24 protein-coding genes and 4 pseudogenes are annotated in these 25,682 nt (G+C 72.7%); 11 read left to right on the top strand and 17 right to left on the bottom strand.

Annotation, left to right across the window (positions count from 1 at the left end):
- The first annotated feature begins 11 nt into the window (after positions 1-11).
- Entirely contained in the window at positions 12-698 is a 687-nt protein-coding gene (locus ACWCYY_RS03730) for a M24 family metallopeptidase (protein WP_449794972.1), read from the top strand.
- Between the two features lie 94 nt (positions 699-792).
- On the opposite strand, the gene ACWCYY_RS03725 is transcribed toward ACWCYY_RS03730, so the two are convergent.
- Positions 793-1,209, bottom strand: a complete 417-nt coding sequence (locus ACWCYY_RS03725; RefSeq protein WP_345283104.1) for a TOBE domain-containing protein — start codon at positions 1,207-1,209, stop codon at positions 793-795.
- A 312-nt stretch (positions 1,210-1,521) separates the two neighbouring features.
- Here ACWCYY_RS03725 and ACWCYY_RS03720 point away from each other — a divergent pair.
- A pseudogene (locus ACWCYY_RS03720) lies at positions 1,522-1,587 on the top strand (MerR family transcriptional regulator); the annotation flags it as partial.
- Between the two features lie 53 nt (positions 1,588-1,640).
- Positions 1,641-1,841 (top strand): annotated as a pseudogene (locus tag ACWCYY_RS03715) (TOBE domain-containing protein); the annotation flags it as partial.
- A 141-nt stretch (positions 1,842-1,982) separates the two neighbouring features.
- Here the strand turns inward: ACWCYY_RS03715 and ACWCYY_RS03710 are convergent.
- From ACWCYY_RS03710 to ACWCYY_RS03695, 4 genes and pseudogenes are all read right to left on the bottom strand, one after another.
- On the bottom strand, positions 1,983-3,329 hold the full coding sequence (locus tag ACWCYY_RS03710) for an MFS transporter (RefSeq protein WP_345283102.1): 1,347 nt from the start codon (positions 3,327-3,329) through the stop codon (positions 1,983-1,985).
- Between the two features lie 106 nt (positions 3,330-3,435).
- Positions 3,436-3,792: an ArsR/SmtB family transcription factor gene (locus ACWCYY_RS03705; RefSeq protein ID WP_345283100.1), complete on the bottom strand. Its 357-nt coding sequence runs from the start codon at positions 3,790-3,792 to the stop codon at positions 3,436-3,438.
- 75 nt (positions 3,793-3,867) lie between these two features.
- The gene (locus ACWCYY_RS03700) at positions 3,868-5,103 is read right to left on the bottom strand and encodes an FAD-dependent oxidoreductase (protein ID WP_449794971.1); all 1,236 of its coding nucleotides are present in this window, start codon (positions 5,101-5,103) and stop codon (positions 3,868-3,870) included.
- A gap of 418 nt (positions 5,104-5,521) precedes the next feature.
- Positions 5,522-6,648, bottom strand: a pseudogene (locus ACWCYY_RS03695) (DUF6236 family protein).
- Here ACWCYY_RS03695 and ACWCYY_RS03690 point away from each other — a divergent pair.
- Positions 6,640-7,278: an IS3 family transposase gene (locus ACWCYY_RS03690; RefSeq protein WP_449794970.1), complete on the top strand. Its 639-nt coding sequence runs from the start codon at positions 6,640-6,642 to the stop codon at positions 7,276-7,278. The pseudogene ACWCYY_RS03695 and the gene ACWCYY_RS03690 overlap by 9 nt on opposite strands.
- An 87-nt stretch (positions 7,279-7,365) precedes the next feature.
- On the opposite strand, the gene ACWCYY_RS03685 is transcribed toward ACWCYY_RS03690, so the two are convergent.
- Together ACWCYY_RS03685 and ACWCYY_RS03680 are read right to left on the bottom strand one after the other, a co-directional pair.
- Positions 7,366-7,929, bottom strand: coding sequence for a peptide deformylase (locus ACWCYY_RS03685; protein WP_345283092.1), 564 nt, complete (start codon positions 7,927-7,929; stop codon positions 7,366-7,368).
- Entirely contained in the window at positions 7,926-8,891 is a 966-nt protein-coding gene (locus ACWCYY_RS03680; protein WP_449794969.1) for a helix-turn-helix domain-containing protein, read from the bottom strand. The genes ACWCYY_RS03685 and ACWCYY_RS03680 overlap by 4 nt, the downstream gene beginning before the upstream one ends.
- Before the next feature lie 83 nt (positions 8,892-8,974).
- Here ACWCYY_RS03680 and ACWCYY_RS03675 point away from each other — a divergent pair, with 83 nt between their 5' ends.
- Together ACWCYY_RS03675 and murC are read left to right on the top strand one after the other, a co-directional pair.
- Entirely contained in the window at positions 8,975-9,247 is a 273-nt protein-coding gene (locus ACWCYY_RS03675; protein ID WP_449794968.1) for a hypothetical protein, read from the top strand.
- Positions 9,248-9,343: 96 nt separating this feature from the next.
- Complete coding sequence (gene murC / locus ACWCYY_RS03670) at positions 9,344-10,768, top strand: UDP-N-acetylmuramate--L-alanine ligase (RefSeq protein WP_345283088.1); 1,425 nt, start codon at positions 9,344-9,346, stop codon at positions 10,766-10,768.
- 1 nt (position 10,769) lies between these two features.
- Here the strand turns inward: murC and ACWCYY_RS03665 are convergent.
- Positions 10,770-12,169, bottom strand: a pseudogene (locus ACWCYY_RS03665) (UDP-N-acetylmuramoyl-tripeptide--D-alanyl-D-alanine ligase).
- A gap of 123 nt (positions 12,170-12,292) precedes the next feature.
- Between ACWCYY_RS03665 and ACWCYY_RS03660 the strand changes: the two are divergent.
- From ACWCYY_RS03660 to ACWCYY_RS03650, 3 genes are read left to right on the top strand one after another with little or no spacing between them, the layout of a single operon-like run.
- The gene (locus tag ACWCYY_RS03660; protein ID WP_449794967.1) at positions 12,293-13,237 is read left to right on the top strand and encodes a D-alanine--D-alanine ligase family protein; all 945 of its coding nucleotides are present in this window, start codon (positions 12,293-12,295) and stop codon (positions 13,235-13,237) included.
- On the top strand, positions 13,234-14,229 hold the full coding sequence (locus ACWCYY_RS03655; RefSeq protein ID WP_449794966.1) for a threonine ammonia-lyase: 996 nt from the start codon (positions 13,234-13,236) through the stop codon (positions 14,227-14,229). The genes ACWCYY_RS03660 and ACWCYY_RS03655 overlap by 4 nt, the downstream gene beginning before the upstream one ends.
- Positions 14,222-14,842 (top strand): C39 family peptidase, encoded by a 621-nt coding sequence (locus tag ACWCYY_RS03650; RefSeq protein ID WP_449794965.1) that lies wholly within the window; start codon positions 14,222-14,224, stop codon positions 14,840-14,842. Before ACWCYY_RS03655 ends, ACWCYY_RS03650 begins: the two co-directional genes overlap by 8 nt.
- A gap of 225 nt (positions 14,843-15,067) precedes the next feature.
- Here the strand turns inward: ACWCYY_RS03650 and ACWCYY_RS03645 are convergent, their stop codons facing one another.
- The 6 genes from ACWCYY_RS03645 to ACWCYY_RS03620 form a co-directional block, all read right to left on the bottom strand.
- Positions 15,068-15,715 (bottom strand): DedA family protein, encoded by a 648-nt coding sequence (locus ACWCYY_RS03645; protein ID WP_345283078.1) that lies wholly within the window; start codon positions 15,713-15,715, stop codon positions 15,068-15,070.
- 128 nt (positions 15,716-15,843) lie between these two features.
- Positions 15,844-16,689 (bottom strand): undecaprenyl-diphosphate phosphatase, encoded by an 846-nt coding sequence (locus ACWCYY_RS03640; protein WP_449794964.1) that lies wholly within the window; start codon positions 16,687-16,689, stop codon positions 15,844-15,846.
- 262 nt (positions 16,690-16,951) lie between these two features.
- Positions 16,952-17,755 (bottom strand): COG4705 family protein, encoded by an 804-nt coding sequence (locus ACWCYY_RS03635; protein WP_345283074.1) that lies wholly within the window; start codon positions 17,753-17,755, stop codon positions 16,952-16,954.
- A gap of 56 nt (positions 17,756-17,811) precedes the next feature.
- The gene (locus tag ACWCYY_RS03630; RefSeq protein WP_380150320.1) at positions 17,812-18,372 is read right to left on the bottom strand and encodes a hypothetical protein; all 561 of its coding nucleotides are present in this window, start codon (positions 18,370-18,372) and stop codon (positions 17,812-17,814) included.
- Between the two features lie 214 nt (positions 18,373-18,586).
- Positions 18,587-19,075 (bottom strand): GNAT family N-acetyltransferase, encoded by a 489-nt coding sequence (locus ACWCYY_RS03625; RefSeq protein WP_345283070.1) that lies wholly within the window; start codon positions 19,073-19,075, stop codon positions 18,587-18,589.
- A 25-nt stretch (positions 19,076-19,100) separates the two neighbouring features.
- Positions 19,101-19,454, bottom strand: coding sequence for an ArsR/SmtB family transcription factor (locus ACWCYY_RS03620; RefSeq protein WP_345283068.1), 354 nt, complete (start codon positions 19,452-19,454; stop codon positions 19,101-19,103).
- 110 nt (positions 19,455-19,564) lie between these two features.
- On the opposite strand from ACWCYY_RS03620, the gene ACWCYY_RS03615 reads away from it, so the two are divergent.
- Positions 19,565-20,860, top strand: coding sequence for an NAD(P)-binding domain-containing protein (locus tag ACWCYY_RS03615; protein WP_449794963.1), 1,296 nt, complete (start codon positions 19,565-19,567; stop codon positions 20,858-20,860).
- Between the two features lie 88 nt (positions 20,861-20,948).
- Here ACWCYY_RS03615 and ACWCYY_RS03610 read toward each other — a convergent pair whose 3' ends face one another.
- A complete protein-coding gene (locus tag ACWCYY_RS03610; RefSeq protein ID WP_449794962.1) occupies positions 20,949-21,494 on the bottom strand; it encodes a GlxA family transcriptional regulator in 546 nt (181 codons plus the stop codon).
- Positions 21,491-21,922, bottom strand: a complete 432-nt coding sequence (locus ACWCYY_RS03605) for a DJ-1/PfpI family protein (protein ID WP_449794961.1) — start codon at positions 21,920-21,922, stop codon at positions 21,491-21,493. Before ACWCYY_RS03605 ends, ACWCYY_RS03610 begins: the two co-directional genes overlap by 4 nt.
- A 71-nt stretch (positions 21,923-21,993) precedes the next feature.
- Between ACWCYY_RS03605 and ACWCYY_RS03600 the strand changes: the two genes are divergently transcribed.
- Complete coding sequence (locus ACWCYY_RS03600) at positions 21,994-22,644, top strand: HD domain-containing protein (protein ID WP_380150322.1); 651 nt, start codon at positions 21,994-21,996, stop codon at positions 22,642-22,644.
- A 20-nt stretch (positions 22,645-22,664) separates the two neighbouring features.
- Here ACWCYY_RS03600 and ACWCYY_RS03595 read toward each other — a convergent pair whose 3' ends face one another.
- Complete coding sequence (locus tag ACWCYY_RS03595; RefSeq protein ID WP_449794960.1) at positions 22,665-25,556, bottom strand: ATP-binding protein; 2,892 nt, start codon at positions 25,554-25,556, stop codon at positions 22,665-22,667.
- Positions 25,557-25,682 lie beyond the last annotated feature (126 nt).

The following is a 25,682-nucleotide window of genomic DNA, read 5'->3' as shown; positions in this document are numbered from 1 at the left end:
CACCCGACCGGATGGACGAACAACTGCGGGCCCTCGGGCTCGTCGAGGCCCAGTCCAAGGCGGAACGGCTCTTCGCCGAGGTCGAGGCCCGCGGCCTGGTGGCCCCCGGCCGGGGCGAGCGCGAAGTCAGCGACCTGATCCGGGACTTGGCGAACGAGATGTTCGGCACCACCAAGCACTGGCACAAGCGGATCGTCCGCTCCGGCCCGCACACCGTGTTCCCCTACCGGGAGAACCCGCCGGACCGGGTCATCGGCGAGGACGACATCGCCTTCGCCGACTTCGGCCCGGTCTTCGAGGAGTACGAGGCCGACTTCGGCCGCACCTTCGTCTTCGGCGACGACCCCGACAAGCACCGCCTGCGCGACGACCTCTCCACCGTCTTCGCCGCCGGGCGGGCCGCCTTCCACGCCGACCCCGACATCACCGGCGCGCAACTCCACGCCAGGGTGAGCCGGTTGGCCGCCGATCGCGGCTGGCTCCTCGGCGGCTGGCACGCCGGGCACCTGGTGGGCGAGTTCCCGCACGAGACCATCGACGGCGCCAAGGCCGAGTCCTACGTCACCCCCGACAACCACACCCCGCTCCGCCGCACCGACCGGTCCGGCTGGCGCTGCCACTGGATCCTGGAGGTCCACCTCGTCGACCCGTCCCACGGCTTCGGCGGCTTCCACGAGCAACTCCTCGACCTCGCCTGACATCGGCGCCCCGACGGCACGCCGAGGGCCCCGCTCCTGCTCGGGAGCGGGGCCCTCGGCCGCACGGGCGCGTACGTGTGCCGTACGGGTTTGGTCAGAGCGAGAGCGAGATCTCGGTCGACTTGATCAGCGCGACCACGGAGGTCCCGGCCGCCAGCCCGAGCGCCTCGACGGCGTCCTTGGTGATGGCAGCGGTCAGCGCGCCGCCCTGGACGTCCACCTTCACCGAGCCCATGGCGCCACCAGTGGCCACGTCGGTGACGGTGCCCGCGATCTGGTTGCGGATCGAGATGCCCGCGACCGGGGCGGTGGCCAGCGAGACCTCGGTGGACTTCACCAGGGCCTTCACGGCGGTGCCCTCGGCGATGCCGAGGTCCTTCACGGCGTCGGTGGTGATCGCCGCGGTGATGTCCTGACCGCCCGTCAGCCGGACCTTCACCGTGGACATGGCCTCGCCGGCCGTGACGGAGGTGACGGTGCCGGGGATCTGGTTGCGGATGCTCAGGCTCATGGAAGTACGCCTCACTCGGGTCGGTTGCGGATTCCGCGGCTTTCGGGCCGCCACCGGCCACGCTAATCGCGCCGCCCGGCGCACGCAGCGGGCCCCTCGCATCCGCCAGGACGGACAGCGGTTGCGCCTCGCAAGTTCACCTGGGCAGAACATCACAACAATTCAGGCCGGCCACCACACCATTTCGGAGATTCGGACGGCCGCCTCGGTTCGGGCGTCTGATATGCCGACGTGCGACAGAATTGCAAATGCCCGGTTTTGCTCCCTCATGCGTCGCACCTGCAGCACTGAACCGCGGGCCAGGCCGCACGCGTGCTCGGCGTCAGCCCCGACACGGCCCGCCGCTCGGCCGACGCCGGCCGGCTCGCCACCCGGCGCACCGCGCACCGCGCACCGCGCACCGCGCACCGGCGGACGACGCACCGGTCCACAGTTCGGTCCGCAACTCGTTCCCGGGCATCATCGCCGCCGTCGAACTCGGCGACGTGGCGGCCCTGGTGGAATTCCATGCCGACCCCACCGGCCGGTTCTCGCAGCCGACCCGCGAAGCGGTGGAGGAAATGGGGCTGGACGTGGGAATGCGGGCGACCGGCCGGGTGAAGTCCACCAGCGCCCACGTCGACCTCGCCTGAACACCGCGCCCACCGTCACGTGCCGTTCCGCTGCACCACCCCGAGGTGCTGACCTCCGCTCAGACCCCCGACCTGATCGCCGAGATCACCCTCGTCGAACTCTGAGCACCAACCGGGCCGGCGCGGCCCGCGCGGGGCCGGTCACGCGGCGCGGCGCAGGTGGCGGTGCCGGTGGTCCAGGACGTACGGGTGACTGTGGCCGAGGCCGCCCGCTGTGACGCGGGCGTCGGCGAGGTGCGGGTGGTCTGCGGGGAGTTCGGGGTGGAGGTGCTCGACCACGGCCAGGTCGCGGGCGGGCCAGAGGCGCGCGGCGGTGCTGGCCGCCGCCAGAGCGATCACCGCGAGGGTGGCGGCGGTGACCGGGAGCCCGGCCGCCGCGGCCAGCCAGCCCGCGAGGGGGTAGGTGAGGAGCCAGCAGCCGTGCGAGAGCGAGAACTGGGCGGCGAAGGCGGCGGGCAGGTCCTCGTCGCTGACGGAGCGTCGGATGATCCGCCCGCCCGGCGTGAGGACGGCGGAGGTGGCCGCCCCGATGGCGGCCCAGACGAGGAGGAGTCCGAGCCAGCTCGGCGTGCCCGCCGGGGCGGCCGTGACCACGACTACGCCCACCAGCACCGGGGCCAGAGCCAAGGCGGCGGGCAGCATCACGGCGCGGTCGGGGACGCGGCGGAGCAGGGCGGGCAGCGCGAGGGCGGTGAGGATGGAGCCGACACCGAAGGCGGCCAGGGCGACCGAGACGGCTGCGGCCGGGCGTTGGAAGTGGTCGCGGACGATGACCACGGTGTTGACGTAGACGACGGCACCGGCGGCGGCGACCGCCAGGTCGAGCGCGATCAGGGCCCGCAGGCGCGGGGTGCGCCAGAACAGGCGGGTGCCGTGGGTGGCCTTGGCGTAGACGCCGCCCTCGCGCTCGACGGGCACCGCCTTCGGCAGCACGGCCGAGACGACCAGCGCGGCGGAGGCGGCGAAGCCCAGGGCGGTGCCGGTGAACAGCCAGTTGTACGAGACGACGGTCAGCAGGAGCGCGGCGAGGGCGGGGCTGGCCAGGGACTCCAGGTCGTAGGCGAGCCGGGACATCGACAGGGCCTGGGTGTAGTCGCGTTCCTCCGGCAGCACCTGCGGGATGGTGGCCTGGAAGGTGGGGGTGAAGGCGGCGGAGGCGGTCTGCAGCACGAAGACCATCAGGTAGACCTGCCAGACCTGGGTGACGAACGGCAGGGTCAGTGCGACGCCGGCCCGGACGAGGTCCGTCGCCACCATCAGGGTCCGCCGGGGAATCCGGTCCGCGAGCGCGCCGATCAGGGGGGCGACGGAGACGTAGGCGACCATCTTGATCGCCAGCGCCGTGCCCAGCACGGCCGACGCGTTGGAGCCCGCCAGGTCGTAGGCGAGCAGGCTCAGAGCGACGGTCGCCAGCCCCGTCCCCGCCAGAGCGACGACCTGGGCGGTGAACAGGCGGCGGTAGGTGCGGTTGCGCAGGACGGCGAGCATGCGGGCGGGCCCCTTCTGACGGCGGCACACCCTCAGAGTAGTGCACATGTGCGCATCCAGGCACGTATCAGATGGAGGGCACCCCCTCCGACCCCCGGCCCGGCCGTCAGTCGTGCGAGGGCAGGGCGCCGATCTGGTGGTCGGCCGCGCTCAGCGCTTCGTCCACCAGGCGGCGCAGGTGGCCGTGGCGCAGCGAGTAGACCACCCGGCGGCCGTCCTTGCGGGTGGTGACCAGACCGGCCAGACGCAGCTTGGCCAGGTGCTGGCTGACGGCGGGTCTGGCCGCGCCGCAGGCCTCGGTGAGGGTGGTGACGTCGGCCTCGCCGAGGCCGAGCTGACGGAGCAGGGCAAGGCGGGTGCGGTCGGCGAGCAGGGAGAGGATCGTCGCGGCGACGTCGAGGCGCTCGCCGTCGTCCCGCTGGTGCGACTCGTGCGCAGCTGCTGCTGAGGTGCCCGTGCTCATGCCGCTCATAGTAGGGCCGGGCACTCTCCCGGCGGTCCGGCCGACCGGGGCGGGCCCACGCCTCCCGGCCACGCTTCAGACCCGCGCCCGCAGGGCCCTCGCGGTGCGCCGGGCGGCGAAGCCGGTGCCGGCGACGAACCGCATCAGCGGGCCGAAGGTGCCGGCCGCGGCCAGGCCGGAGAAGTGGAGCCCGTCGACCGAGGACCCGAAGTCCGGGCCGAGCCGGGGCGAACCGGTGGGCAGCCGCTCGATGTCGCCGCGCAACGCCGGTTCCAGGAAGTCCAGGCGGCTCAGGTCCACCCGGTACCCGGTGGCGACCAGCACGTGGTCCGCCTCCAGCCGGGACTCGCAGGCGGTGAAGCCGAGCACCGCCTTCCCGTCGACGGCGCGGGCCTCGCTGACGGTGTGTCCGGTGACGACCGGGAACGCGTCCAGGACGCGTTCGAGCAGCCACCAGGCGCCGGCCGGGCCGAGCACGGTGCGGACCTTGGCGGCCCGCACCGCGTCCGGCAGCAGCCGGAACGGGCCAGGGTTGGCGCAGTACGCCCGGAGGCGCCAGCCGGGCCCCAGCGCGGAGGCGGGCCTGAGCAGCCGCGCGCCGACCGCGCGCGAGCCGGGCCGGTTCGCCTCGGGCATCGTGCCGAAGACCAGTTCGCGGGTACGGGCGACCAGCACCGGGCGGGCCCCGCACTCGTGCAGCAGGGCCGCGCTCTCCAACGCCGACTGGCCGGCGCCGATCACGGCGACCGTCCGGCCCGCGAACACCCGCAGGTCACGGTGGTGGGCCGGATGGGAGGCGAGCCCCTGCTCGACCAGCGGCCGGAAGAGGTGCGGGGTGTTGGCGAAGCACTGGACCCCGTTGGCCAGGACGACCTGACGGGCGGTCAACTCCGCCCCGCCGGACAGCACGAGGCGGAAGGCGCCGCCCTCGCGGTGGACCGCGATCACGTCCTCGGGCTCGACGCCGGCCACCAACTCCCGTTGGAACCACTCCCCGTACGCGACGAACTCCTCCAGCGGGATCGGATACAGGTCACCGACCGCCGCGCGTCCGTGCCGCATCCGGAAGTCGTTGAAGCCGTAGCCGCGGACCGACCCGATGTCCGAGGCCCGCGGGGTGGACTTCAGCCGCATCCCGGCCGGCATGTGCGAGCGCCAGCCGTCCATCGGCCGGCCGAACACCCGTGGTTCGATCCCCAGCAGGCGCAGGTGCGCCGCGAGGGCCAGACCGTACGGCCCAGCACCGATCACCACGATCGGCTCCGCCCTGCGGACCGTCACGGGACGTCGGGTGGCAAGAGCGCGGGACATCGCCGCACCTCCTCGGTGGAGACCCCCACATCGGCCCCGCCACAGCGACCGGCACCCGGCTGAGCCTCGACCCCCTGCTACCCCCGCTTCCCCGCACGCGCGTGCCGCACCCGGCCCGTCGGCAGCGCCGCATCCCCTCGAACATCCCCTAGAGGCAAGCTTTGCACCATTTGCCCGATCCGCAAATCTCGGCCGCCCCGCACCCTTCCTCCGGTCAGTCCACGCACGGGGGCGGTGCACCGCAGCGCCGGTGGCGTTCGGGACGCTCCGGCACGACGGTACGACCACGGGTGCCCCCGTCCCCACCGGGAATCGGCGGGGACGAGGGCACCGGCACGGGTTGACGACCGGTCAGCCGAGGCGGAGCTGAAGGAGCTGACGTGGCGGGTGACGCCCTTGGCGTTCGGGTCGCCGCGCATCAGATGCCGGTCCCGAACGCCCGGTGCGCCGTACGACCGATGCGACGTACCAGAGTGGCCGGCTTGAGGTGACGCTCAGCGCGGAGGAGGAAGCCGGTTGCAGATCCGGCCATCCGCTCCGAGCGGAGTTCGGATGCCGCCTGGCGAACGGTGACGCCGAGTACCGCCATGCCGGTGACCGCGACGGGAGTGACACCGCCCCAAAGTCCGCCCACCACGCTGGTGAGGGCGGGGGCCTGGAACCCGAGCGCGCTGGTGAAGACCTTCAGGTCGAGACCTACCATCGCGGCGCGCAGCGCCGCCAGCGGCTGGGCAATGTTCTTGTCGAAGGCCAGCTGGAGGTGCCGTTCGAAGGCACTGCGGTCAGTGACGGAAGCCGTGGCCTCCCCCAGGTCGCTGACGGTCCGGTCGACAGCTTCGGCGAAGGCGGCGAACTCCGCCTCGTAGCGGATCCGCAGGTCGATGATCTTTTGGATGGGGACGTGGCGCAGCCGGCAGGCAGGATGATCTGGACGGCCATCTGCCCGACCTTCACCGCGATATCCGTCTCCTGGGTGGCGACGGGATGACCGAGCAGCGCGGCGGCAATGTTCTCGGTCGTCCAGTCGCCCGCCGCGGTGTGCGCACTGACCTGGTCGGTGGTGGGAATGTAGCCCGTCTGACGGGCCAACTCCTCGGTGAGGGCGCACTTGTAGACCCAGGCCAGAGCCGGATCGACTCCCAGCCACTCCTGGGTCCGGTCCCCTGCCAGATCCCTGGCTGCGACCTGGGCCAGGTCGGCGTCCTCCAGTACCTGGGTCAACGCCGGGTCGACCTCGGCTCGGTAGAGACCGGCCAGCGGTTGGTCCCGCAGCGGTTCTCCGGGCACGGTGGGCTGGGTGTTGATCCGCAGACGGGTGAACGGCCGGCCCGCTGCTGCTCGGTAGTGGCGGGGAAGGACATGCTGGTAGTCATGGATGGCCTGGATGAAAGCCGGAGCGATGACGGCTGCGGCCCGGCGTGGCTTCTGGTCGACGATGAAGTCGAGCTCGCTGCGCAGGGCCTTGACACTGTCGGGGTCAGCGATCGGGAAATCCTCCGGAACGACCCGGGCCAGCTTCGGCGTGTGGGATGCGTGGTGAACCACAAGCGAGTGGAACGCCTGATGCGCGAACGCGGCATCGCCGGGATCACCCGCCGCCGGCGCCGCTCGCTGACCCGCCCCGACCACCAGGCCCGCCCCGCACCCGACCTGATCGGTCGTGACTTCGCCGCCACCCGGCCCGGAACCCGCCTGGTCGGCGACATCACCTACCTGCCCACCGGCCAGGGCTGGCTCTACCTCGCCTGCTGGCTCGACCTCGCCACCCGCGAGGTCGTCGGCTACGCGATGGCCGAGCACCACCGCGCCGACCTGGTCGTCGACGCCCTGCACATGGCCCACGCACGAGGCCGCCTGGAGTCCGGCCGCGTGGCGCACAACGACCGCGGCAGCGAATACACTTCCACCCAATTCCGCACGGCAGCAACCCAGTTGGGCATTCTGGCAAGCACAGGGCGCACCGGCTCGTGCTACGACAACGCCCCCGCCGAGAGCTTCTGGGCACTCCTGGAAGCCGAGATCGGCACCCACGAATGGCCCGATCGGGCCACCGCACGCGCCGACGTCTTCGCCTACATCGAGACCTTCTACAACCGCCGACGACTACGCAGACACCCCGCCTGGGGATACCTCACCCCACACGAGACCCGACAACGACACACCCTCGCAGCATAAGAACGAGTGTCCAGGATCACGGGGGAACTTCACTCGCCCGCCCAGTACCGCCATCAGCTCTGATCGCACCCTCGGCAGCAACTGGGTTCAGTAGTTCCAGGTGGAGCCGGTGCCGCGATACTCCTCGACCGGGATCGGATGGATCCCGTCGTGCATCCGGTCGGTGTAGAGCAGGCCGTCCAAGTGGTCGATCTCGTGGGCGATGAGACGTGCGAGGCCGAACTCGTACTGCGTCGTGGTGACCGCACCGTCGAGGTCAGTCGCAACGACGTGCATCCGCAGCGGGCGGGGCACCATGCCGCGAACGTCGAAGAAGCTGAGACATCCCTCGTACTGCTCGTCCGCCTCCGCCGACACGGTGGTGACCTTCGGGTTGAGCAGGATGATCGGCTCGGAACCGCCCGACGGCGGCAGAACGATGGCAGCGGCCCGGGGGATGCCGATCTGCGGAGCGGCGATGCCCATGCCCTTGGCGAAGGAGTGGACACGGCCGATCCGTTCGACAGCGGCGAACAGTTCCTCGATCACCCCCTCTGCGGTGGCGCGCTCAGCGGGCAGGTCGAACGGTTCGGCCGGCCGGTGGAGGATGGGGGTGCCCTGCTGGACGACGCCGAGGGACTGCATCTGCTGGCTGGGCCGCACCTCGATCACCTGGTCTCCTTGGTCTGCTGCTCATTGGGGTCGGCGCGAAAGCGCCACTCGAGGCGGAAGCGTGCGTGCAGGGGCGGGTCATCGGTCGCCCACGCGAAGCGCCGCCGATCATCAACATTCTTCCGCCCCACCGCGGTTCGAAGCGGAACGGCCTCGGCGGTCATCGACGTTTCTGTACCCCACACCACCGGATCCAGGGCAGCTGGGAAGTCGAGCCGGACGGCGAGGTGCTCGGTAGGCAGTCGGACTGCCCGCTGGAACCAGTGGCCCCACTTGTCGGCGCCCACCGAGTAGGCGTACTCGATCCAGGTCGCTTCGCCCGGGTAGAGCGGGAAGCGGCCGTGCTCGTTGTCGAACAACAGCCAGACCTCCTTGAAGGCGTCGCGGTCGTGCTTCGCCTGCCAGCGCATTTCTTCTCCCTGGCATTCGGCGGTCAGTGCCAACTCATGCCAGGTCAAAGGGTGTTCGCGGTAGTGCGCATTGGAGCGCTCGGGCTCACCAGGGTACCGGTCGACGGCGATGCGGATCAGGTAGCGGGTGATCGGATCGCTTCCGGTGTTCCGTAGCAGCCGACGCATCGTCAGCCGGTAGGTGGAGCCGTCGAATTCGAGAACGGCCTCGTCGTGCTCGACCAGGATCGCCGATCCGGAGGCGTACGGCTGCTCGGGGCGCCGCGGGGCCGGCGGCCCCGCCTGCGAACGACTACGAGCCCGGGCTCCGTCGTACTCGCTCCACCTCCGCCAGATCGCCTTGCCCGCGTTCAGCACCTCGTCGGCCCTGCGCGCGAAGTCCTCGGTCGGCTTGTGACGGCCGGATTCGACGTGGCTGACGTACGACGGGTCGAAGCCCATCTCCCTGGCCAGAGCGCGCTTGGACAAGCCCCGCACCTCCCGCCAGTGGGCGACCTCGGCACAGAACGCCTCTGCCGTCGGGTCAGCCACGTCGTCGGCCTGCGTCTCCATCCGCTCCGCCCCCGGGTGAGTGATGAGTGAACCGTGAGTGACCTTAGCTCACCATCGCGTCACGGTCGCCTTCGCAGCTGTCATTGACCCACTGGGCGGGGATCACCAGCGACCCCCGACGAGCGACCTTCCACCAGCCCTCCCGCTACGAGGAGTTCACCGTGCGCCAGCCCCCAAGTCGCCATCGGGGCAAACACCACGACCCCGTCGGGGCAGCCCTCAACACCGTATGGGCACTCGGCCACGCGGTCGTGATCGCCCTGATGGGCGGCATCGTCCACAACCAGCTCGACCCGGGCCACCTCGGCACGGAGCGGGCCACCCATTCAACACCTGACCACGAGCCGCTCGTCTAGCGCGGCGCTGTACTCGCGTGGGCCGCGCCGAGCAGGCGCGTGACCGATGCTGACCACCACTCAGGCAGGCCCTTACCTCTGATCGGAGCACACAGCATGGAAACCAGGAGCGTGATCGTTCCCGCCTTCGGTGGCCACCTCGACCTGGACCGCCCGCATTTCGTGGGCATCGGGGGCACCGGCATGTCGGCCCTCGCCCGGCTGCTGCTCGAGCGCGGCAGCCGCGTCTCGGGCTCGGACACCAGCGACACCGACCGCCTCCGCTCGTTGGAGGACTCGGGCACCCGGGTCTTCGTCGGCCACACCGCCGGCAACCTGCCCGCGGACACCACCGTCCTCGTGTGGTCCAGCGCGGTCTCCCCCGGCAACCCCGAGGTCGCCGCGGCCCGCCGCGCCGGCATCCCCGTCGTCCACCGCTCGGATGTCCTGGCCCACCTGATCGACGACGCCGAGCAGTCCGTCACCGTCACCGGCACCCACGGCAAGACCCTGACCACCGCCGCCCTCAGTGCGGCCATGACCCACCTCGCCCCCTCCTACGCCGTCGGCGGCGACCCCCTCGGCTTCCCCAGCGCCCGCCACGGGACCAGCCGCCTCATGATCGCCGAGGCCGACGAGAGCGACCGGACCGTCGGCCGCTACCACCCCACGGTCGCCGTCGTCCTCAACGTCGACGACGACCACCCCGAGCAGTACACGGACCTCGACGATGTCCTCGACACCTTCGAACTGCTGGCCCGCAACAGCTCCGTGCTGGTCATCTCCGCCGACGACCACGGCGCCCGGTTGCTGACCGAGTGCCTGCGGCGCGCTCCCGGCCCGCGCGTGGTGACCGTGGGCGAGAACCGGGACGCGGACGTGCGGGTGATGCGCGTGCTGTGGAACGGCCAGGCCAGCCTCGTCACCGTCCAGGACACCGACGGCTCCTGGCACCATTTCACCCTGTCCGTCCCCGGCCACCACAACGCCCTCAACGCCGCCGCCGCCTTCACCGCCGGGCGTGTCCTCGGAGCCGAGCCCGCCGACCTGGTGAACGGCATCAACTCCTTCCGCGGTGTGCGGCGGCGTCTGACCATCACCGGCAGCTCGGGAGGAGTGACGGTGCTGGACTCCTTCGCTCACCACCCCAGCGCGATCACCGCGGACCTGGCGGCCGCCCGCATGCTCACCGACGGCCGGGTGATCGCCGTGTTCGAACCCGTCGGCCGGACCCGCACCGCCACTCTCGGCGAGGAGATCGGCCGCCGCCTCGCCGCAGCCGACGACGTGGTCCTGCTCAACGTGCAGGGCTCCCTCGAAGCCCCTCTCGCAGCGGTCAACACCGCGCCGATCGCCGTACAGATCACCGAGTTGGGCGGCCGGGTCCACAGCGCGAACTCCCGGCAACTCGAGGACCTGGTCGCCGAGCTGGCCGAACCCGGCGACCTCGTCGTGACCATGGGAACCGAGACGGTCGGCCACCTCGGTCAGTCGCTCCTGATGCGGCTGGCGGAAGCTGCGCTGTCGGCCCCGGCCGCGTAGGTCAGGCCGCCCTGCCCACTACATCGGACTTGGCCAACCGCACTGCGGTGTCCTCCAACCCGACGCTGTGGGAGCCCTTGACCAGTACCACGTCCCCAGGCTCCAGGTAGCTCTCCAGCAGGTCGAGGGCAGCGTCCCGGTCCGCAACCAGCGTGGAGCGCACACCACCCTCGACTGCTGCGGCATACACCAGCGCGGCTTCCGCGCCGCCGACCGCGATCAGGTCAGTGACGCCGGCCAGTGCCACCGCCCGTCCCAGCTCCGCGTGGTGGGCGTTCGACGCCTCGCCCAACTCCCGCATCTCGCCCAGTACTGCCACCGTCCTCCGCCCGCCACCGGCCATCGCGGTCAGTGCGGCCAGGGCCACCGCCATCGAATCGGGGTTCGCGTTGAACGCGTCGTTGATCACGGTCACCCCGTCCAGCCGCTCGGTGACGTCCATCCGACCCGGCGTCAACTGCCTTGCTCCGCTCAGCGCCTCGGCCACCTGCGGCACGCTCGCGCCGAGGCCGATCGCCACCGCCGCAGCGGCAGCGGCGTTCGCGACGTGGTGTGCACCGTGCAGCCCAAGCGTGACCTCGGCTCGCTCCCCTCTGTGGGTCAGGGTGAACGACGGTCGACCGGCCGCGTCCAACACGACGTCAACGGCCCGCACGTCCCCGGCTTCCAGGCCGAACGTCAGCACCTGCGCGCTCGTACGCGGGGCCATCGACATGACGTACGGGTCGTCAGCGTTCAGCACCGCCAGGCCATCGGCGGGGAGGGCCTCGACGAGCTCGCCCTTCGCCTCGGCGATCGACGCCTTCCCCCCCCCCCGAACTCGCCTACGTGGGCGGTCCCGACGTTGATCACCAGGCCGACCTTCGGCGGGACGATCCCCGTCAGGTACTTGATGTGCCCCTTCCCCCGCGAGCCCATCTCCAGCACCAGCAGCCGGGTCTTCTCGTCGGCCTGGAAGACCGTGATCGGCATGCCGATCTCCCCGTTGAACGACAACGGAGTCGCCACCGTCGTGTCCATGGTCTGCAGCACCTGGGCCAGCAGGTCCTTGGTACTGGTCTTCCCGGCCGAACCGGTCAGCCCGATCACCGTCGGAGCGTCCAACCGGGCCAGCACCGCGCGGGCCAGTGCTCCCATCGCGTCCTGCACATCGACCACCACGATCGCCGGCACCCCGACCGGTCGCGCGGCCAGCACGGCCACCGCGCCCGCGGCCACCGCGGCCTCGGCGAATCGGTGCCCGTCGGTGTGCTCGCCGGGCAGCGCGATGAATAGCGCCCCGGGCTCCACCAGCCGTGAGTCGATGACACCGGCCCGGTCCACCACCGCCCCCGGGTCGGGGACGTCGTGCAGAGCACCCCCGACAGCCTCGGCGATCTCTTGCAAGGACATGGGGACCATGGCGGCTCCACTTCGACATCCGCCCCACCTCGGGGCGTCCTGCCGCCGACGCTAGCGGCTCCGCAGCCTCCGACCCGAAGCCCCACGCATTCCGAACCAGACTGTGACAAAAGGAAGATGGATATGTCTGCTGACCGTCGTATTGCACTCGTCACCGGCGGGCGCTCCGGCGAGCGCGACCGCTCGCTGATCTCCGGCGAGGCCGTCCGAACCTCGCTGGTCCGCCGGCAACTGGCGCACGTCGTGCTCGACCCCACCGACAAGGACTTCGCCGACCGCGTCCGCGAGGCGGACCTCGCCTTCCTCGCCATCGCCGGCCAGTGGGCCGAGGACGGGAAGCTCCAAGGCCTGCTGGACAGCCTCGACGTCCCGTACACCGGCTCCGGCGTGCTGGCCAGCGCCATGGCGATGCACAAGCCGACCGCGAAGACCGTCGTCCGCACCGCTGGTGTCACCGTCCTGCCGCACATTCCGCTCCGGAGCGGTCAGGACCCGGAGGACGCCGCCAAGGCCTGCACGGAGGAGCTCGACCTGCCGGTCATCCTCAAGCTCGCCTCGGAGGGCGGCTCGATCGGCATGCGCGTCTTCCGGGACCTGAACTCGCTCACCACCACGCTCACCCACGACACCCACGGTGGCGAGTGGTTCGTCGAGCCCTTCAAGGAGGGGACTGCAGTCACCTGCGGCGTGCTGGAGCAGGACGGCGCCCTCCTGGCACTCCCGCCGCTGGAGACCGTCCCCACCACCGCCGACTTCTACGACTACAAGGCCAAGCGCAACCCGGCCGGCCACCGCTACCGCTGCCCCGCCCAGCTTCCGGACACCGCCCTGGCCACCATCTCCCGCGCGGCCGTCCGAGCCCACCGGGTCCTCAACTGCTCGGGCTACTCGCGCTCGGACTTCCTCGTCACCGAGACCGGTGACGTGTACTGGCTGGAGCTCAACACGCTCCCGGGCCTGTCCCCGCACGGCAACCTCGCCACCATGGCCAAGGCCGCCGGGATCAGCTACGACGACCTGATCCAGACCATCCTCGCCAGCGCCCACACCAAGGGGTACCGGCCGTGAGGGCAGCCCTGCCGCTGGCCGCGGCTGACATCTACGACGCCCAACACCGACTGCGCGGTGTCGCGGTCTCCACCCCCGTACTCTCCCACCCCGTGTTGGACGGGCTCACCGGGCGGAACGTGGTGGTCAAGGTCGAAGCCCTCCAGCGGAGCGGCTCGTTCAAGTTCCGCGGCGCCTACAACGCGCTGGCCGCACTCAGCGCGAGCGATCGGCAGTACGGGGTGATCGGCGCCTCCTCCGGCAACCACGCCCAGGCCCTCGCCCTGGCAGGCCGCCTGCTCGGGACACCGGTCCGCGTGGTCGTACCTCACGATGCCCCCACCACCAAGGTGGACGGCGTGCGCGCTCTCGGTGCCGACATCGTCGTTTACGACCGCCGACTTGAGGACCGCGACGCGATCGTCGAGCGCCTGGCCGCCGACCACGGCTACACCATCGTGCCGTCCGCCGACTCCCCGACGGTGATGGCGGGAGCGGGTACCGTCGCGTTGGAACTGCTCTGGCAGGCCCCGGCGTTGACCGCGATCCTCGTTCCGATCGGCGGAGGCGGCCTGGCGGCCGGCACCGCCGTCGCGGCCAAGCACATCAACCCGAGCATCAAAGTGATCGGTGTGGAGCCCGAGACGGCTGCCGATACGGCGACGTCGCTGCGAGCCGGTCGACGCACAGAGCTTGCGACCGTGCCGGACACCGTCGCGGACGGTCTGCGGCACACCGTCCCCGCTCCTCTCCCGTGGGAAGTCAACCGCCAACTGCTCGACGGCGTGGCAACCGTGACGGACCTACAGATCGGGCAGGCTATGCGCTGGGCGTTCCAGCACCTGAAGGTCGTGGCCGAGCCGTCGGGAGCGGTCGCGCTCGCGGCCGTCGCCGGTCTTGACCTGCCCCCCGGGCCGGTCGGCGTGATCATCTCCGGCGGCTCGGTGGACCTGAACACCTTTCACCACCTCGTTGCCACCCCACCCTCCGGGAAGGAACCAGCCGTTGCCTGAGCAGTCCGTACGCCACCCGATCCCGCTGATCACCCAGTACGCCACCCCCGGCCTGATCAACGCCATCGCCTACCAAGGCCACCCTCCGGGCGACGACGACAACTGGCAGGCCAGCGGCGCCCCCGACAAGGCCGCGTACGGCTACTGGTGCACCCGCATGTGCGGCATGGCCTGCCTGCGGATGGCCCTGTTCGCGCGTGACGGCCGTGCCCCCTCACTGTTCGACCTCCTGACCGGCTGCCTCGACCACGGCGGCTACGTCCCGCGGGAGGACGGTGGCGTCGGCGGGCTCTACTACCGACCGTTCACCGAGTACGCCGCCGCCGAGCACGGACTCAAGTCGGAGATCATCACTGCCCTGGACACGGACCGACTCGTCGCCGAACTCGAACAAGGCCACCTCGTGATCGCCTCCGTGCACAAGGAGATCCGCCGCCCCGACCTCGCCGCACCCGCTCGCGGCGGGCACTTGGTGCTCGTCACCGGCCACCGCGCAGGCACGGTCGCGTTTCGTAACCCCTCCGGTCACACCCCGGAGGCCGTCGATGCCGTTCTGCCGCTCGATCGCTTCGACGACTTCGCAGCGCACCGGGGGATTTCCCTTCATCTCTGAGTCGCTCCTGTCGGTGTCGCCAGCTCGCACCGCCAAGCGCCCCAGCGCATCAGGGTCGGCGGACGCGCCAGCAGGCGAGGAGCATCAAGACGGCCCAGGGCCAGGCCGTACGCGGAGAACGTGGAGACGGGGGTGCGGGCAGGTGCTGGACCCCTTGGTCGATCCGCTGGTACAGGCCGCCGTCGATTCCGCGGCCGCAGCGGGCGAGTCTGCTCGCGGGCCCGTTCATCGGGTTCTGGCCTGACGGCGGGAGCGGAGCACCTCCAGTACCAGCGGCGCCAGCGACACCGCGACGACGGCGGCGACGATCGGCAGCAGGTAGCGGTCGACGTTCGGGATCGAGGAGCCGAGCGCGTACCCGGCCATGACCAGGCCGACCGTCCACACGAGGCCGCCGACGACCTGCCACACGGTGAAGGTCCGGGCGCTCACGCCGAGCGCGCCCGCCAGCGGGTTGAGGACGGTGCGCACGACGGGGACGAAGCGGGCGAGGACGACGGCCTTGCCGTGGCCGTAGCGGGTGAGGATCTCCTCGGCCCGGACGGCGCCTTCGTGCAGGTGCCTGCTGCGGGATCGGGCGAGCAGGGCGGGTCCGCCACGGCGTCCGATCAGGTAGCCCACCTGCGCGCCGGTGAGGGCGCCGACCGCGGCGGCGGCGAGGACCTGGCCGAGCTGGAGGTGGGGGCCGCTGTGGGCCCCGGTGGTGCACAGCAGGCCTGCGGTGAACAGCAGCGAGTCCCCGGGCAGGAAGAACCCGACCAGCAGGCCGGTCTCCGCGAACATGATCACGGCGATGCCCAGGGCGCCGAACGCGGCCAGCAGGGAGCCGGCGTCCAGCGGGTTGACGGCCAGCAGGGCCGAGGAGGTGAGCATCGTTCGATGCCTTTCCGGGAGGGGCTGCCGGCCGGCGCCGCCGGGCCGGGCGCGGGGCGGGTGTCCCCCGCTGCGGTCGGCGTCGTGTCCAACAGTCGGTTGGCGAGTCGGCTGTTACGGGTCGCCCGTTAGTGGGCGGCGCCTGCGGTCGGGGCGAGGACGCCGGCGGTGACCAGGCCGATGATCAGGATGCCGAGCAGGATCCGGTAGATCACGAACGGCAGGAAGCTGTGGTGGGAGATGTACTTCAGGAACCAGGCGATCCCGGCGTAGCCGACGGCGAAGGCGATCAGGGTGGCGAGGATGGTCGGTCCCCAGGCGGGGGCCGGGCCCTCGCCGATCTTGAAGAGTTCCAGCAGGCCGGAGGCGAGCACCGCCGGGATGGCGAGCAGGAACGAGTACCGCGCCGCGGCCTCCCGGCTGTAGCCGAGCAGCAGGCCGGCGCTGATGGTGCCGCCCGAGCGGGAGACGCCCGGGATCAGCGCGAGGGACTGGGCCGCGCCGTAGATCAGCGCGTGCGGGAAGGTCAGCTGGTCGGCGGTACGGGCGTCGCGGACGGCGCGGGTGCGGTCGGCGACCGCGAGGATCAGGCCGAAGACGATCAGGGTGGTGCCGATGATCCGCAGGTCGCGCAGCTGGGTCTCGATCGTGGTCTGGAACAGCTTGCCGAGGATCGCGATCGGGAGGGTGCCGACGATGACGAACCAGCCCATCCGGGCGTGCGGGTCACTGCGCAGGGCGGGCTTGAGGAGCGAGCGCACCCAGGTGGAGACGATCGCGGCGATGTCCTTGCGGAAGTAGATCAGGACGGCGGTCTCGGTGCCGAGTTGGGTGACCGCGGTGAAGGCCGCGCCGGGGTCGTCCCAGCCGAGGAGGGCGGAGGAGACGCGCAGGTGGGCGCTGGAGGAGACGGGCAGGAACTCGGTGAGTCCCTGGATCAGGCCGAGGACGGCCGCGTGGAGCCACTCGGTCACCGGGCACCCGCCGTGCTCGTCCGTCGCTGGCTTCGCATCGTGTCTTCCTGTTCGGGTTGGGGACGTGCGCTGGCGCCACCCGCCGTGCAGCGCTCGTGTGCCGACGCCGTTCCGGGTGGCGGCCCGGGGACGGGGGGCAGGATCCTGCACCTGCTCGGTGCGCGTTGTGCCGTGCGGGCGTGCGGCTCGGCCAGCATGGCCGAGGTGTGCTGAACGTTTCCTGAAGGCCCGGTCCCCGACCGGGTCGGGTGGGCGCGGTTGGTCAGACTTCGGCGCGGGCGGGTCGCCGGGCCTGGACACCGAGCGCGAGGACGGCCGCCGCGATGATCGCGGCCAGCACGAGGCTGACGGGGCCCGTGCCCAGGTCGAGGCCGCCGCGCTGGTGGCTGACGCCGGCCCAGTCGGCGAAGCACGCGCCGAGCGGGCGGGTGAGGACGTACGCCCACCAGAACGCCAGGACGGTCGGCAGCCGCAGCGCGCGACGACCGAGCGCGGGAATCGCGATCAGGGCGGCGAACAGCAGCCCGGACGGCAGGTATCCCCAGCCGAGGGTGGCGGCGGTCAGGTCACCGACCGCGGTGCCCAGCGCGAAGGTGGCCATCACCACCGCCCAGTACAGGACCTCGCGGCGCCCGCCGCGCACCGTGGCCACATCGAGGGTGCCCTCCAGGCGGCGCCACAGCCCGAAGGTCGCGGCGAGCGCGACCGCGAAGACGATGGTGGACACGGCGTACGGGATGCCGAGCGCGACGTGCGCGACGTCGGCGGCCATGGTGCCGAAGACGCTGACCATGACCACCGCCGCCCAGTACACGGCCGGCCGGTAGCGGTCGCTGCGGGCCTGGGCGTACAGCGCGGCCGTGAGCAGCACCGCGGCGCCGGCAACGGCCGGGACCGGGCCGAGCGCGCGGGCCAGGTAGTCGGAGGTCGTCTCGCCCATGCCGGTGGTGAGGACCTTGACCGCCCAGAACCCGGCGGTCACGGCGGGCACCTTGCTCCGGGCCGCGCCGGGCGGGACCTCGCCCTGACGGTGCGCGGGTGCGTCGGTCGTCGTGGTGGCGCTCACAGCGGCGCACTCCTTTCACGGCACGGGCCTTGCCCGTGCCGCCAGCTGAGGGGGCGTCAGCCGCCGACGACGGTGTTGGAGGTGATGGCGAAGGTGGTGCCGTCGACGGTGACCGCGTGCCGGACGCCGTCCGGGCCGAGGACCACCGCCTGCCAGGCGCGGCCGCCGCCGCTGACGGACACCGGGTGCAGCGATTCGACCTTGCCGCCGGGCACGGCGGAGGACGCCTTGACCACGGCGTCGGCGGCGTCCAGCGACGGCAGCGGCGCGGGCGCCCGAGCCGGGCCGGCCGCATCCGTGCCGTCGTCCCGGCCCTCGCGCTCCGCACCCTGCTCGCCGTCGCGCCCGTCCGCACGGTCCGTCCGGACGCGGTCGCGGTCGTGGCCGTGGCCGTGGCCGTGGCCCTCCGCGCGGACGGAGGCCCGGCCTTCCTCCTCGAAGCCGTCGTGCGCGGCAACGGCGACCGCGCCGCCGGCCAGGACGACCACCGCGGCCGCCGCGCCAGCCCAGCGCGCCCGGCAGCCCGGGCGCCACCGCCGAAGCCCTCCGGCGGGCCCCTGCTTCCCCTGCGGCTCCTGGAACTCCTGCTCGCCCGCGGACTCGTCCACCCTGCTCACCCCGGCCTCCCGACCTTGCCCGGCACCACGCCCGGCTGATGGGCTCAGCATGACGAGCGCGCGCTGAAGGGTTGCTGAAGACCTGAAGAGGCCTTCAGCTGCCGGGTCTGCTCCCGGCTACGGGCTGCCGGCAGTGACGCCGGGATCCTGAGCGGACGGCGAAGGACGGCAAGTGGCACTTCTGATGCTCCGCCAGCCTCATCGGCGGAGCCGGTCAGTTGACGGCGGAACTGCGGCGCTCCACCAACAGGACGTCACGCCAGACGCCGTTCAGCCGTCCGATCCGTTCACGGGTACCGATGACCCGGAAGCCGGCCCTGGCGTGGACGGCCAGGCTGGCGGTGTTCTCCGGGAAGATGCCGGACTGGATGGTCCAGATCCCGGCGGCCTCGGTGGACTCCGCGAGCGCGCGCAGCAGTTGACCACCGACGCCCCGGCCACGTGCCCCGGGGCCGACGTACACCGAGTGCTCCACCACCCCGGCGTACGCGCTGCGCTCGGAGACCCGGCTCACCGCGACCCAGCCGAGGACCCGGCCGTCCCCGTCCAGGGCCACGAAGCGGTGCTCGGGGAGTTTGGCGGCGTCGAAGCGGGCCCAGTCGGGAGCGGTGGTCTCGAAGGAGGAGTTCCCCTCGTCGAGCCCGGCCTGGTAGACGGCGAGGACCTGCTCGGCGTGCTCGGCACGCAGCGGGGCGACGTGCAAGACGGGTGCTCCTTCGGACGGTGCGTCAGTGGTGCCGGTCGAGCATGGCCGACATGGCGGCCAGCACGGAAGGCTCGATCCGGTAGTAGACCCAGGTGCCGCGCCGTTCGCTGCTGAGCAGCCCGGCCTCGCGCAGCTTCTTCAGGTGGTGGGAGACGGTCGGTTGGGAGACCCCCACGTCCTGGATGTCACAGACGCACGCCTCCCCGCCCGCGTGCGAGGCGACCTTGGAGAACAGGCGCAGTCGCACCGGGTCGGACAGGGCCTTGAACATGGCGGCCATCCTCTCGGAGTCCGCCACGGACAGCTCGGCCGAGGTGATCGGCGGGCAGCACGCCCCGCCCTCGGGCTCCAGCACCGTCAACTCCTGATTCGACATGCATCTATGTTGACACCTGTCGATCCCCACTGGCAAGGTCGAAGACGTCATACATCGACGTTTGTCGAATCAGCGAGGCGGCTGGTGCCGCCACGATCAGGGAGACCGTCATGTCCGAAAGCACCGGCCTGCCCGTCCTCGTCATCGGCGCAGGACCCGTCGGCCTGGCAGCAGCCGCCCGCCTGGTCGAACGCGGCTTGGATGTGGTCGTCGCCGAGTCCGGAGCCGCAGCTGGTGCGGCGGTCCGTGAGTGGGGACACGTCCGGCTCTTCTCCACCTGGTCCGAACTGGTCGACCCCGCCGCCGCCAAGCTGCTTACGCCGACCGGCTGGACCAGCCCCGACCCGGACGCCTACCCCACCGGCGCCGACTGGGCCGAGCGCTACCTCCAGCCCCTCGCCGACGCCCTCGGCGGCCGCGTCCGCTACCGCACCACCGTCACCGGCATCGCCCGCACCGGCCGCGACCGGGTCGTCGACTCCGGCCGCGCCGAACAGCCCTTCACCGTCCACCTCACCACCGCCGACGGCACCGAACACCGCCTGGCCGCCTCCGCCGTCATCGACGCCTCCGGCACCTGGACCACCCCGAGCCCGGCCGGTGCCGACGGCCTGCCCGCCCTCGGCGAGAAGACCCACGCCGCCCGGATCGCCTACCGCGTCCCCGACCTCAACGACCCCGCCCAGCAAGCCCGTTACGCCGGCAAGCGCACCGCCGTCATCGGCTCCGGCGCCTCCGCCTTCACCGCCCTGACCAGCCTCGCCGACCTCGCGAAGACCGCACCCGGCACCCACACCGTCTGGGCCCTCCGCCGCGGCATCAGCGGCTCCACCCTCGGCGGCGGCACCGCCGACCAGCTCCCCGCCCGCGGCGCCCTCGGCCTCGCCGCCAAGGCCGCCGTCGCAGGCGGCCACGCCACCGCCCTCACCGGCTTCCGCACCACCACCGTCGAGCAGACCGCCGACGGCAGGCTCGCCCTGATTGCCGACAACGGCGAACGCGCCGACGCCCTCGACGAGATCATCGTCCTCACCGGCCTGCGCCCCGACCACTCCTTCCTCAGCGAGCTCCGCCTCCACCTCGACGAGCGCCTCCAGGCCCCGGCCGCCCTCGCCCCGCTGATCGACCCCAACCAGCACTCCTGCGGCAGCGTCGAACCCCACGGCGCCGCCCAGCTCACCCACCCCGAGGAGGGCGTCTTCCTGGTCGGCCAGAAGTCCTACGGCCGCGCCCCCACCTTCCTCGCCCTCACCGGCTACGAGCAGGTCCGCTCCGTCGCCGCCCACCTCGCCGGCGACCACGAGGCCGCCGCCCGCGTCGAGTTGACCCTCCCCGAGACCGGCGTCTGCGGCGGCGCCGGCCTCTTCGACCAGCCCGCACCGACCGCGGGCGGTGGCTGCTGCTGAACCCTCGCCCGGGCAGGTCGGAGGCAGGCCGGTGCCGTCGATGGCCGACGAGGAGGGCGGGACCGCGGGCCCGGGTGTGCGGGGTGGGTCAACGGCCGTTCGTGGTGTCGGAGTTGAAGGTCTCACGGTAGGTGCGCGGCGGCACCCCGACGTGCGCCTTGAAGAGGGTTCGGAAGTTGGCGGGGGTGCCCAGGCCGCAGCGGCGTGCGACGGCTTCGACCGTGAGGTCGCCGGAGGCGAGGAGTTCGCGGGCGCGGGCGAGCCGGGCGTCGAGGAGCCAGCGCATGGGCGGTTGGCCGGTGTCGGTGTGGAAGCGGCGGATCAGGGTCCGTCGGGACAGGCCGGCCCGCTGCGCCAACTGGTCGACGGTGAGCGGTTGGTGGAGGTTGCGCAGGGCCCAGTCGTACAGGGCGGGGGTGGCGGACGGCTCGGGGCGCACCGGCAGGTCGATGAACTGGGCCTGGCCGCCGGTGCGGTGCGGGGCGGCCACCAGCATGCGGGCCAGCCGGTTCGCCAGCTGCGGGCCGTGGTCGCGGCGGACGAGGTGGAGGCACAGGTCCAGGCCGGAGGACACGCCGCCCGAGGTGAGGATCCGGCCCTCGTCGATGTACAGGTCCTCGGGCACGACCGTCACCCGGGGTACCGTGCGGCCAACTCCCGTGCGTACAGCCAGTGCGTGGTGGCCCGGCGGCCGTCGAGCAGGCCGGCGGCGGCGAGGGCGAACGCGCCGGTGCAGATGGACGGAATGCGGGTGCCGCGGGCCGCTGCCCGCGGCAGTGCGTCGATCACCTCGGCGCCAGGCGCTGCGGCCGGGTCCTGGTACCCCGGGACGATCACGGTGTCGGCGGTCGCCAGGCGGTCCAGACCGTGCGTGACGGAGAGCGCCGGGCCGCCGTGCACCTGGACGGGGCCGGGCCGTTCGGCGCAGACCGAGAGCGAGTAGGGGCCGTCCGGCCAGCTCCCGAAGATCTGCCAGGGGATCCCGAGGTCCAGGGCGAGCACGTTCTCGAGCGCGAGCACCACCACGTGGTGCGTCTCGTCCGGAGCCTGAGGACTCGTCATGGCACGATCCTATCCCCCGACGGCACGCGTGCCACTGACGGACGGGCCCGGCACGCGCCTAGGGTCGCCGCATGGACACCGAAGACCGCATCCTGCCGATGCTCCCGGAAACCCCTGCCGCCCGCGCCGCCGTCGAGCTCGTCCGGTCGTGCGAGAGCGTGCCCGTCGCCAACCACAGCATCCGCAGCTACCTGTTCGCCACGTTGGCGGCCGAGCACGAGGGCCTGTCGGCCGGCACCGACTTCGACCCCGAACTCCTCTTCCACGCCTGCGTCCTGCACGATCTCGGCGCCTCGCCGTCGGCGCCGGGCCAGTCGCGCTTCGAGGTCGAAGGGGCCGACATGGCCGCCCGGTTCCTCACCGAGCAGGGCTACGGCGCCGACCGGACCGACCTGGTGTGGGAGGCGATCGCCCTGCACACCTCGGACGGCATCGCCGAACGCCGGGGCGCGCTGACCTACCTGACCCGGCGGGGCGTGGGCATGGACTTCGGTGTGGGCGTCGAGTTCGTCACCGACGCCCAGGGCGAGGCCCTCCACGGTCGGTACCCGAGGCTGGACATGGCCACCGTGCTGGTGGACGACATCGTCCGGCAGGCCGCCCGTTCCCCGAAGGCCGGTGCCCGCTACACGCTTCCCGGTGAGTTCCTCCGCGAGCGCGCCGAACCCGGTGCCGTCACCGGCGTCGAGCTCGCGGCGCGGGCCTCGCGCTGGGGCTCCTGACGGCACGTCCGGTCATCCGGTCAGAGGGCGTCGCGGACCTCGGCGCGGGTGACCCCGAGCTTGCGCAGCACGGCGGCGGCGTGGTGCTCGGCGGTGCGGGGGGAGAGCGAGAGGGCCCGGGCGATGTCCTGGTTGGTGGCACCGGTGGCGAGCAGCTCGGCCACCTGACGCTCCCTCGGGGACAGGTCGTCGCCGTAGCTGCGCCGGCCGGCCGGCTCGGGGCGGAGGCGGCCGGTCCGGCGCAGGGCCTGTCGGCAGCGTTCGACGTCGGCGGTGGCGTCGAGGCGGGCAAAGACGGCCAGCGCGTCCTCCAGCCGGTGGACGGCCTCCCCCGGGTGGTCGGGGTCGGCCACCAGCCCGAGCCGGCCCGCCTGTTCCGCCACCCGGGCCGCGGTGTGGACGCGGCCGATGGCCTCGTACCCGGCCCGGGCGCGGTCCAGGTGGGCGAGGGCGGTGACCGGCTCCCGCTCGGCGGCCAGCAGGCCCCGGCTCCAGGACAGGTCCGCCTCGACCCCGGGGGCGACCAGCCCGGCGACGCCCGACTCGGCCTCGGCCACCAGGCGGCGCGCCTGCTCCGCCCGGCCGGAGTCGAGTCCGGCCCGGACGGCCGTCGGCAGCAGGTCCACCGGCCGGGCCCACAGGCCCTTGGCGCGGGTGAAGTCGACGACCGGCTCCACCCGCCGCCAGGCCTGCGCGGGCTCGCCCCGGAGCAGGTCGATCCGGGCGAGCAGGACCAGCACGGCGGGGAACACGTCCCAGTCGTGGATCTCCTCGCGCTTGGCCTCGACCGGGAGCAGGTGCTCGGCCGCCCGGGCCCACCGGCCCCGGGCGGTGTCCAGGGTGGCCCGGGCCACCAGCAGGCCGACCCGGACGGTGTCGTCCTCGCCGACCTCCCGCAGCTGCGCCTCGATGCGCTCGTCCAGCCCGTCCCAGTGCCCGGAGTGCAGGTCGAGCTGAACCCGCGTCACCCCGCAGAACGAGGCGAGCAGTTGGTAGCCGACCCGCTCGGCGAGCTGCTCGGCCTCGTCCAGCAGGGTGCGGGCCCGGCCGTCGCAGCCCCGGACCAGTTCGTCGTACGCCGCGTTGCTCAGCGCCCGGGCGACCTGGCGCAGCACCTGCCGGTCGGTGGAGCGCCGGGGCAGCTCCGCCAGCAGCTGCGCGCCGCGCGGGTCCCCCGCGAACTCCAGCACCGTGATCCGGTTGGCGGCCACGTCCGCCCGGGCGACCGGGTCCTCGCTCCCGGCGGCCAGCCGCACCGCCCGCTCGGTCATCGCCAGGCACTCGTCGATGTGGCCGCCGTGCGCGTTCACGCTGGAGCTGACGGCCAGCGAGGCGAGCGCGGCGGCCGCCGCTCCCGGCCGGTCCGCCAACTCCGTGATGGCCAGCTCCAGTTCGGCCCTGCTGTCGATGTTCGGGTTGGAGGCGCCCAGGGCGCGGACCAGGTTGAAGCGGATCTCGCCGCGGACGTGGGCGGCCAGGTCCGGGTCGGCGAGGATCCGGCGCAGGGTCAGCTCGCTGGTGACGGGGTCGGCCCGGTAGACGGCGATGGAGCTGAGGGCCAGGGCGCTGCGGGTGCGCTGCTCGGCGGGCAGGGTCGGCTCGGCCAGGACCTGCCGCAGCAGGTCGGCGGCGACGCCGTCGTCGCCGACCTCGGTGGCCTGCTCGACGGCGGCCAGCGCCCGGGGCAGCCAGGCCGCGACGTCGCCCAACTGCCGGGTGTGGTGGGCGATCCGGACCAGCGCGGATTCGGGGTGCTCGGCGAGGGCGTCGATGGCGCGGGTGTGCAGGCGTCTGCGCCGGGGGCCGGGGATCCGCTCGTACACCGCGCGCCGGGCCAGCACGTGCCGGAAGCCGTAGCTGCCGGGGGCCCGTTCGGCCAGCGCGTCCGCCGCCAGGGCGGTGGTGAGGGCGGCCTCGGCCCGTTCCTCGTCCAGGCCGGCCACCCGGGCGAGCAGCGCCTCGTCGGCCGGGACGGCCACCACGGCGGCGGCCTGCACCACGGCCCGGGCGTCCTCGCCGAGCAGCGCGATCCTGCTGTTCACCGCCTCCTGGAATCCCCTCGGCACACCGGCGCCCGCCAGCATCGAGGTCGCCCCGGCCGGGGTGGGCAGGGTCTCCCGGTCGGTCAGGACCAGCAGGTCCTCCTCGACCACCAGCGGGAGTCCGCCGCTGCGTTCGTACAGCTCCCGGCCGAGCGGCCCGGCGGCCGCGAAGCCGATCGCGGAGGCGGCCAGCTCCCGCACCTGCGGCTCGGTGAGCAGGTCCAGGGCGATCTCGGTGCCGAGCACCCCGACCGGGCGGCGGTAGGGCGGGCCCAGCACGTTGCCGCTGCCGGGCAGGTCCCGGGCCCGGTAGCTGAGCACCAGGCGGAGCTGCCGGGGAGGGTTGCGGGCGAGCAGCAGCATCAGGTCGCGGGTGGCGTCGTCGACCCAGTGCAGGTCCTCGACCATCAGCACCGCCGGGCCGAGGGCGCCCAGCACCTCGTGGACGGCGCGCATCAGCTGATGGGCCTGCACCACCTCGGCACCGGCCGGGTCGGTGGCGGGCAGCCGGTCCGCCAACTCGGGCACGTAGGGGGCCAGTACCGCCGTGCCGGGCCCGAGGGCAACGTCGGGCCCAAAGTACGGGGCGCCCGCCCGGAGGGCGTCCACCACCGGCCCGAGCGGCAGCGGCTCGCGCAGCGGGTGGCAGGCGCCGTGCAGGACGGGGGTGCCCCGGGCGGTCAGCCGCCGGCCCGCCTCGCGCAGCAGCCGGGACTTGCCGATGCCGGCCTCGCCCTCGACCAGCACCACCGACGGCCCCTCGGCCAGGGCGGCCAGCAGCGCGGCCAGCTCCCGGTCCCGTCCGACGAACGCGAATCCGTCGCGGTGGACGGGACGACGGCCGGGAGTGGCAGCCCGTGGGTCTTGCATGGTGCCTCCGAACGCACGGCCGACGGCCGCAGACCTGATTCTCCCACCGCCGACGGCGCCGACCGGGACCGCCACGGCGGGCCACATCGAAACACCCGGCCGGCCGCAGGGTCAACGGACGTCCGG

This window comes from Kitasatospora sp. NPDC001664 (genome assembly GCF_053596675.1).
The sequence above is the reverse complement of the archived record's forward strand: the minus strand, read 5'-3'. Positions and strand labels throughout refer to the sequence as shown.

Bases quoted from the DNA above. Each gene is read 5' to 3' on its own strand.
- ACWCYY_RS03730 (WP_449794972.1), top strand. From the start codon at position 12: ATGGACGAACAACTGCGGGCCCTCGGGCTCGTCGAGGCCCAGTCCAAG.
- ACWCYY_RS03725 (WP_345283104.1), bottom strand. From the start codon at position 1,209: ATGAGCCTGAGCATCCGCAACCAGATCCCCGGCACCGTCACCTCCGTC.
- ACWCYY_RS03710 (WP_345283102.1), bottom strand. From the start codon at position 3,329: ATGCTCGCCGTCCTGCGCAACCGCACCTACCGCCGCCTGTTCACCGCC.
- ACWCYY_RS03705 (WP_345283100.1), bottom strand. From the start codon at position 3,792: ATGAGCACGGGCACCTCAGCAGCAGCTGCGCACGAGTCGCACCAGCGG.
- ACWCYY_RS03700 (WP_449794971.1), bottom strand. From the start codon at position 5,103: ATGTCCCGCGCTCTTGCCACCCGACGTCCCGTGACGGTCCGCAGGGCG.
- ACWCYY_RS03680 (WP_449794969.1), bottom strand. From the start codon at position 8,891: ATGGAGACGCAGGCCGACGACGTGGCTGACCCGACGGCAGAGGCGTTC.
- murC (WP_345283088.1), top strand. From the start codon at position 9,344: ATGGAAACCAGGAGCGTGATCGTTCCCGCCTTCGGTGGCCACCTCGAC.
- ACWCYY_RS03660 (WP_449794967.1), top strand. From the start codon at position 12,293: ATGTCTGCTGACCGTCGTATTGCACTCGTCACCGGCGGGCGCTCCGGC.
- ACWCYY_RS03645 (WP_345283078.1), bottom strand. From the start codon at position 15,715: ATGCTCACCTCCTCGGCCCTGCTGGCCGTCAACCCGCTGGACGCCGGC.
- ACWCYY_RS03620 (WP_345283068.1), bottom strand. From the start codon at position 19,454: ATGTCGAATCAGGAGTTGACGGTGCTGGAGCCCGAGGGCGGGGCGTGC.
- ACWCYY_RS03615 (WP_449794963.1), top strand. From the start codon at position 19,565: ATGTCCGAAAGCACCGGCCTGCCCGTCCTCGTCATCGGCGCAGGACCC.
- ACWCYY_RS03605 (WP_449794961.1), bottom strand. From the start codon at position 21,922: ATGACGAGTCCTCAGGCTCCGGACGAGACGCACCACGTGGTGGTGCTC.
- ACWCYY_RS03600 (WP_380150322.1), top strand. From the start codon at position 21,994: ATGGACACCGAAGACCGCATCCTGCCGATGCTCCCGGAAACCCCTGCC.
- ACWCYY_RS03595 (WP_449794960.1), bottom strand. From the start codon at position 25,556: ATGCAAGACCCACGGGCTGCCACTCCCGGCCGTCGTCCCGTCCACCGC.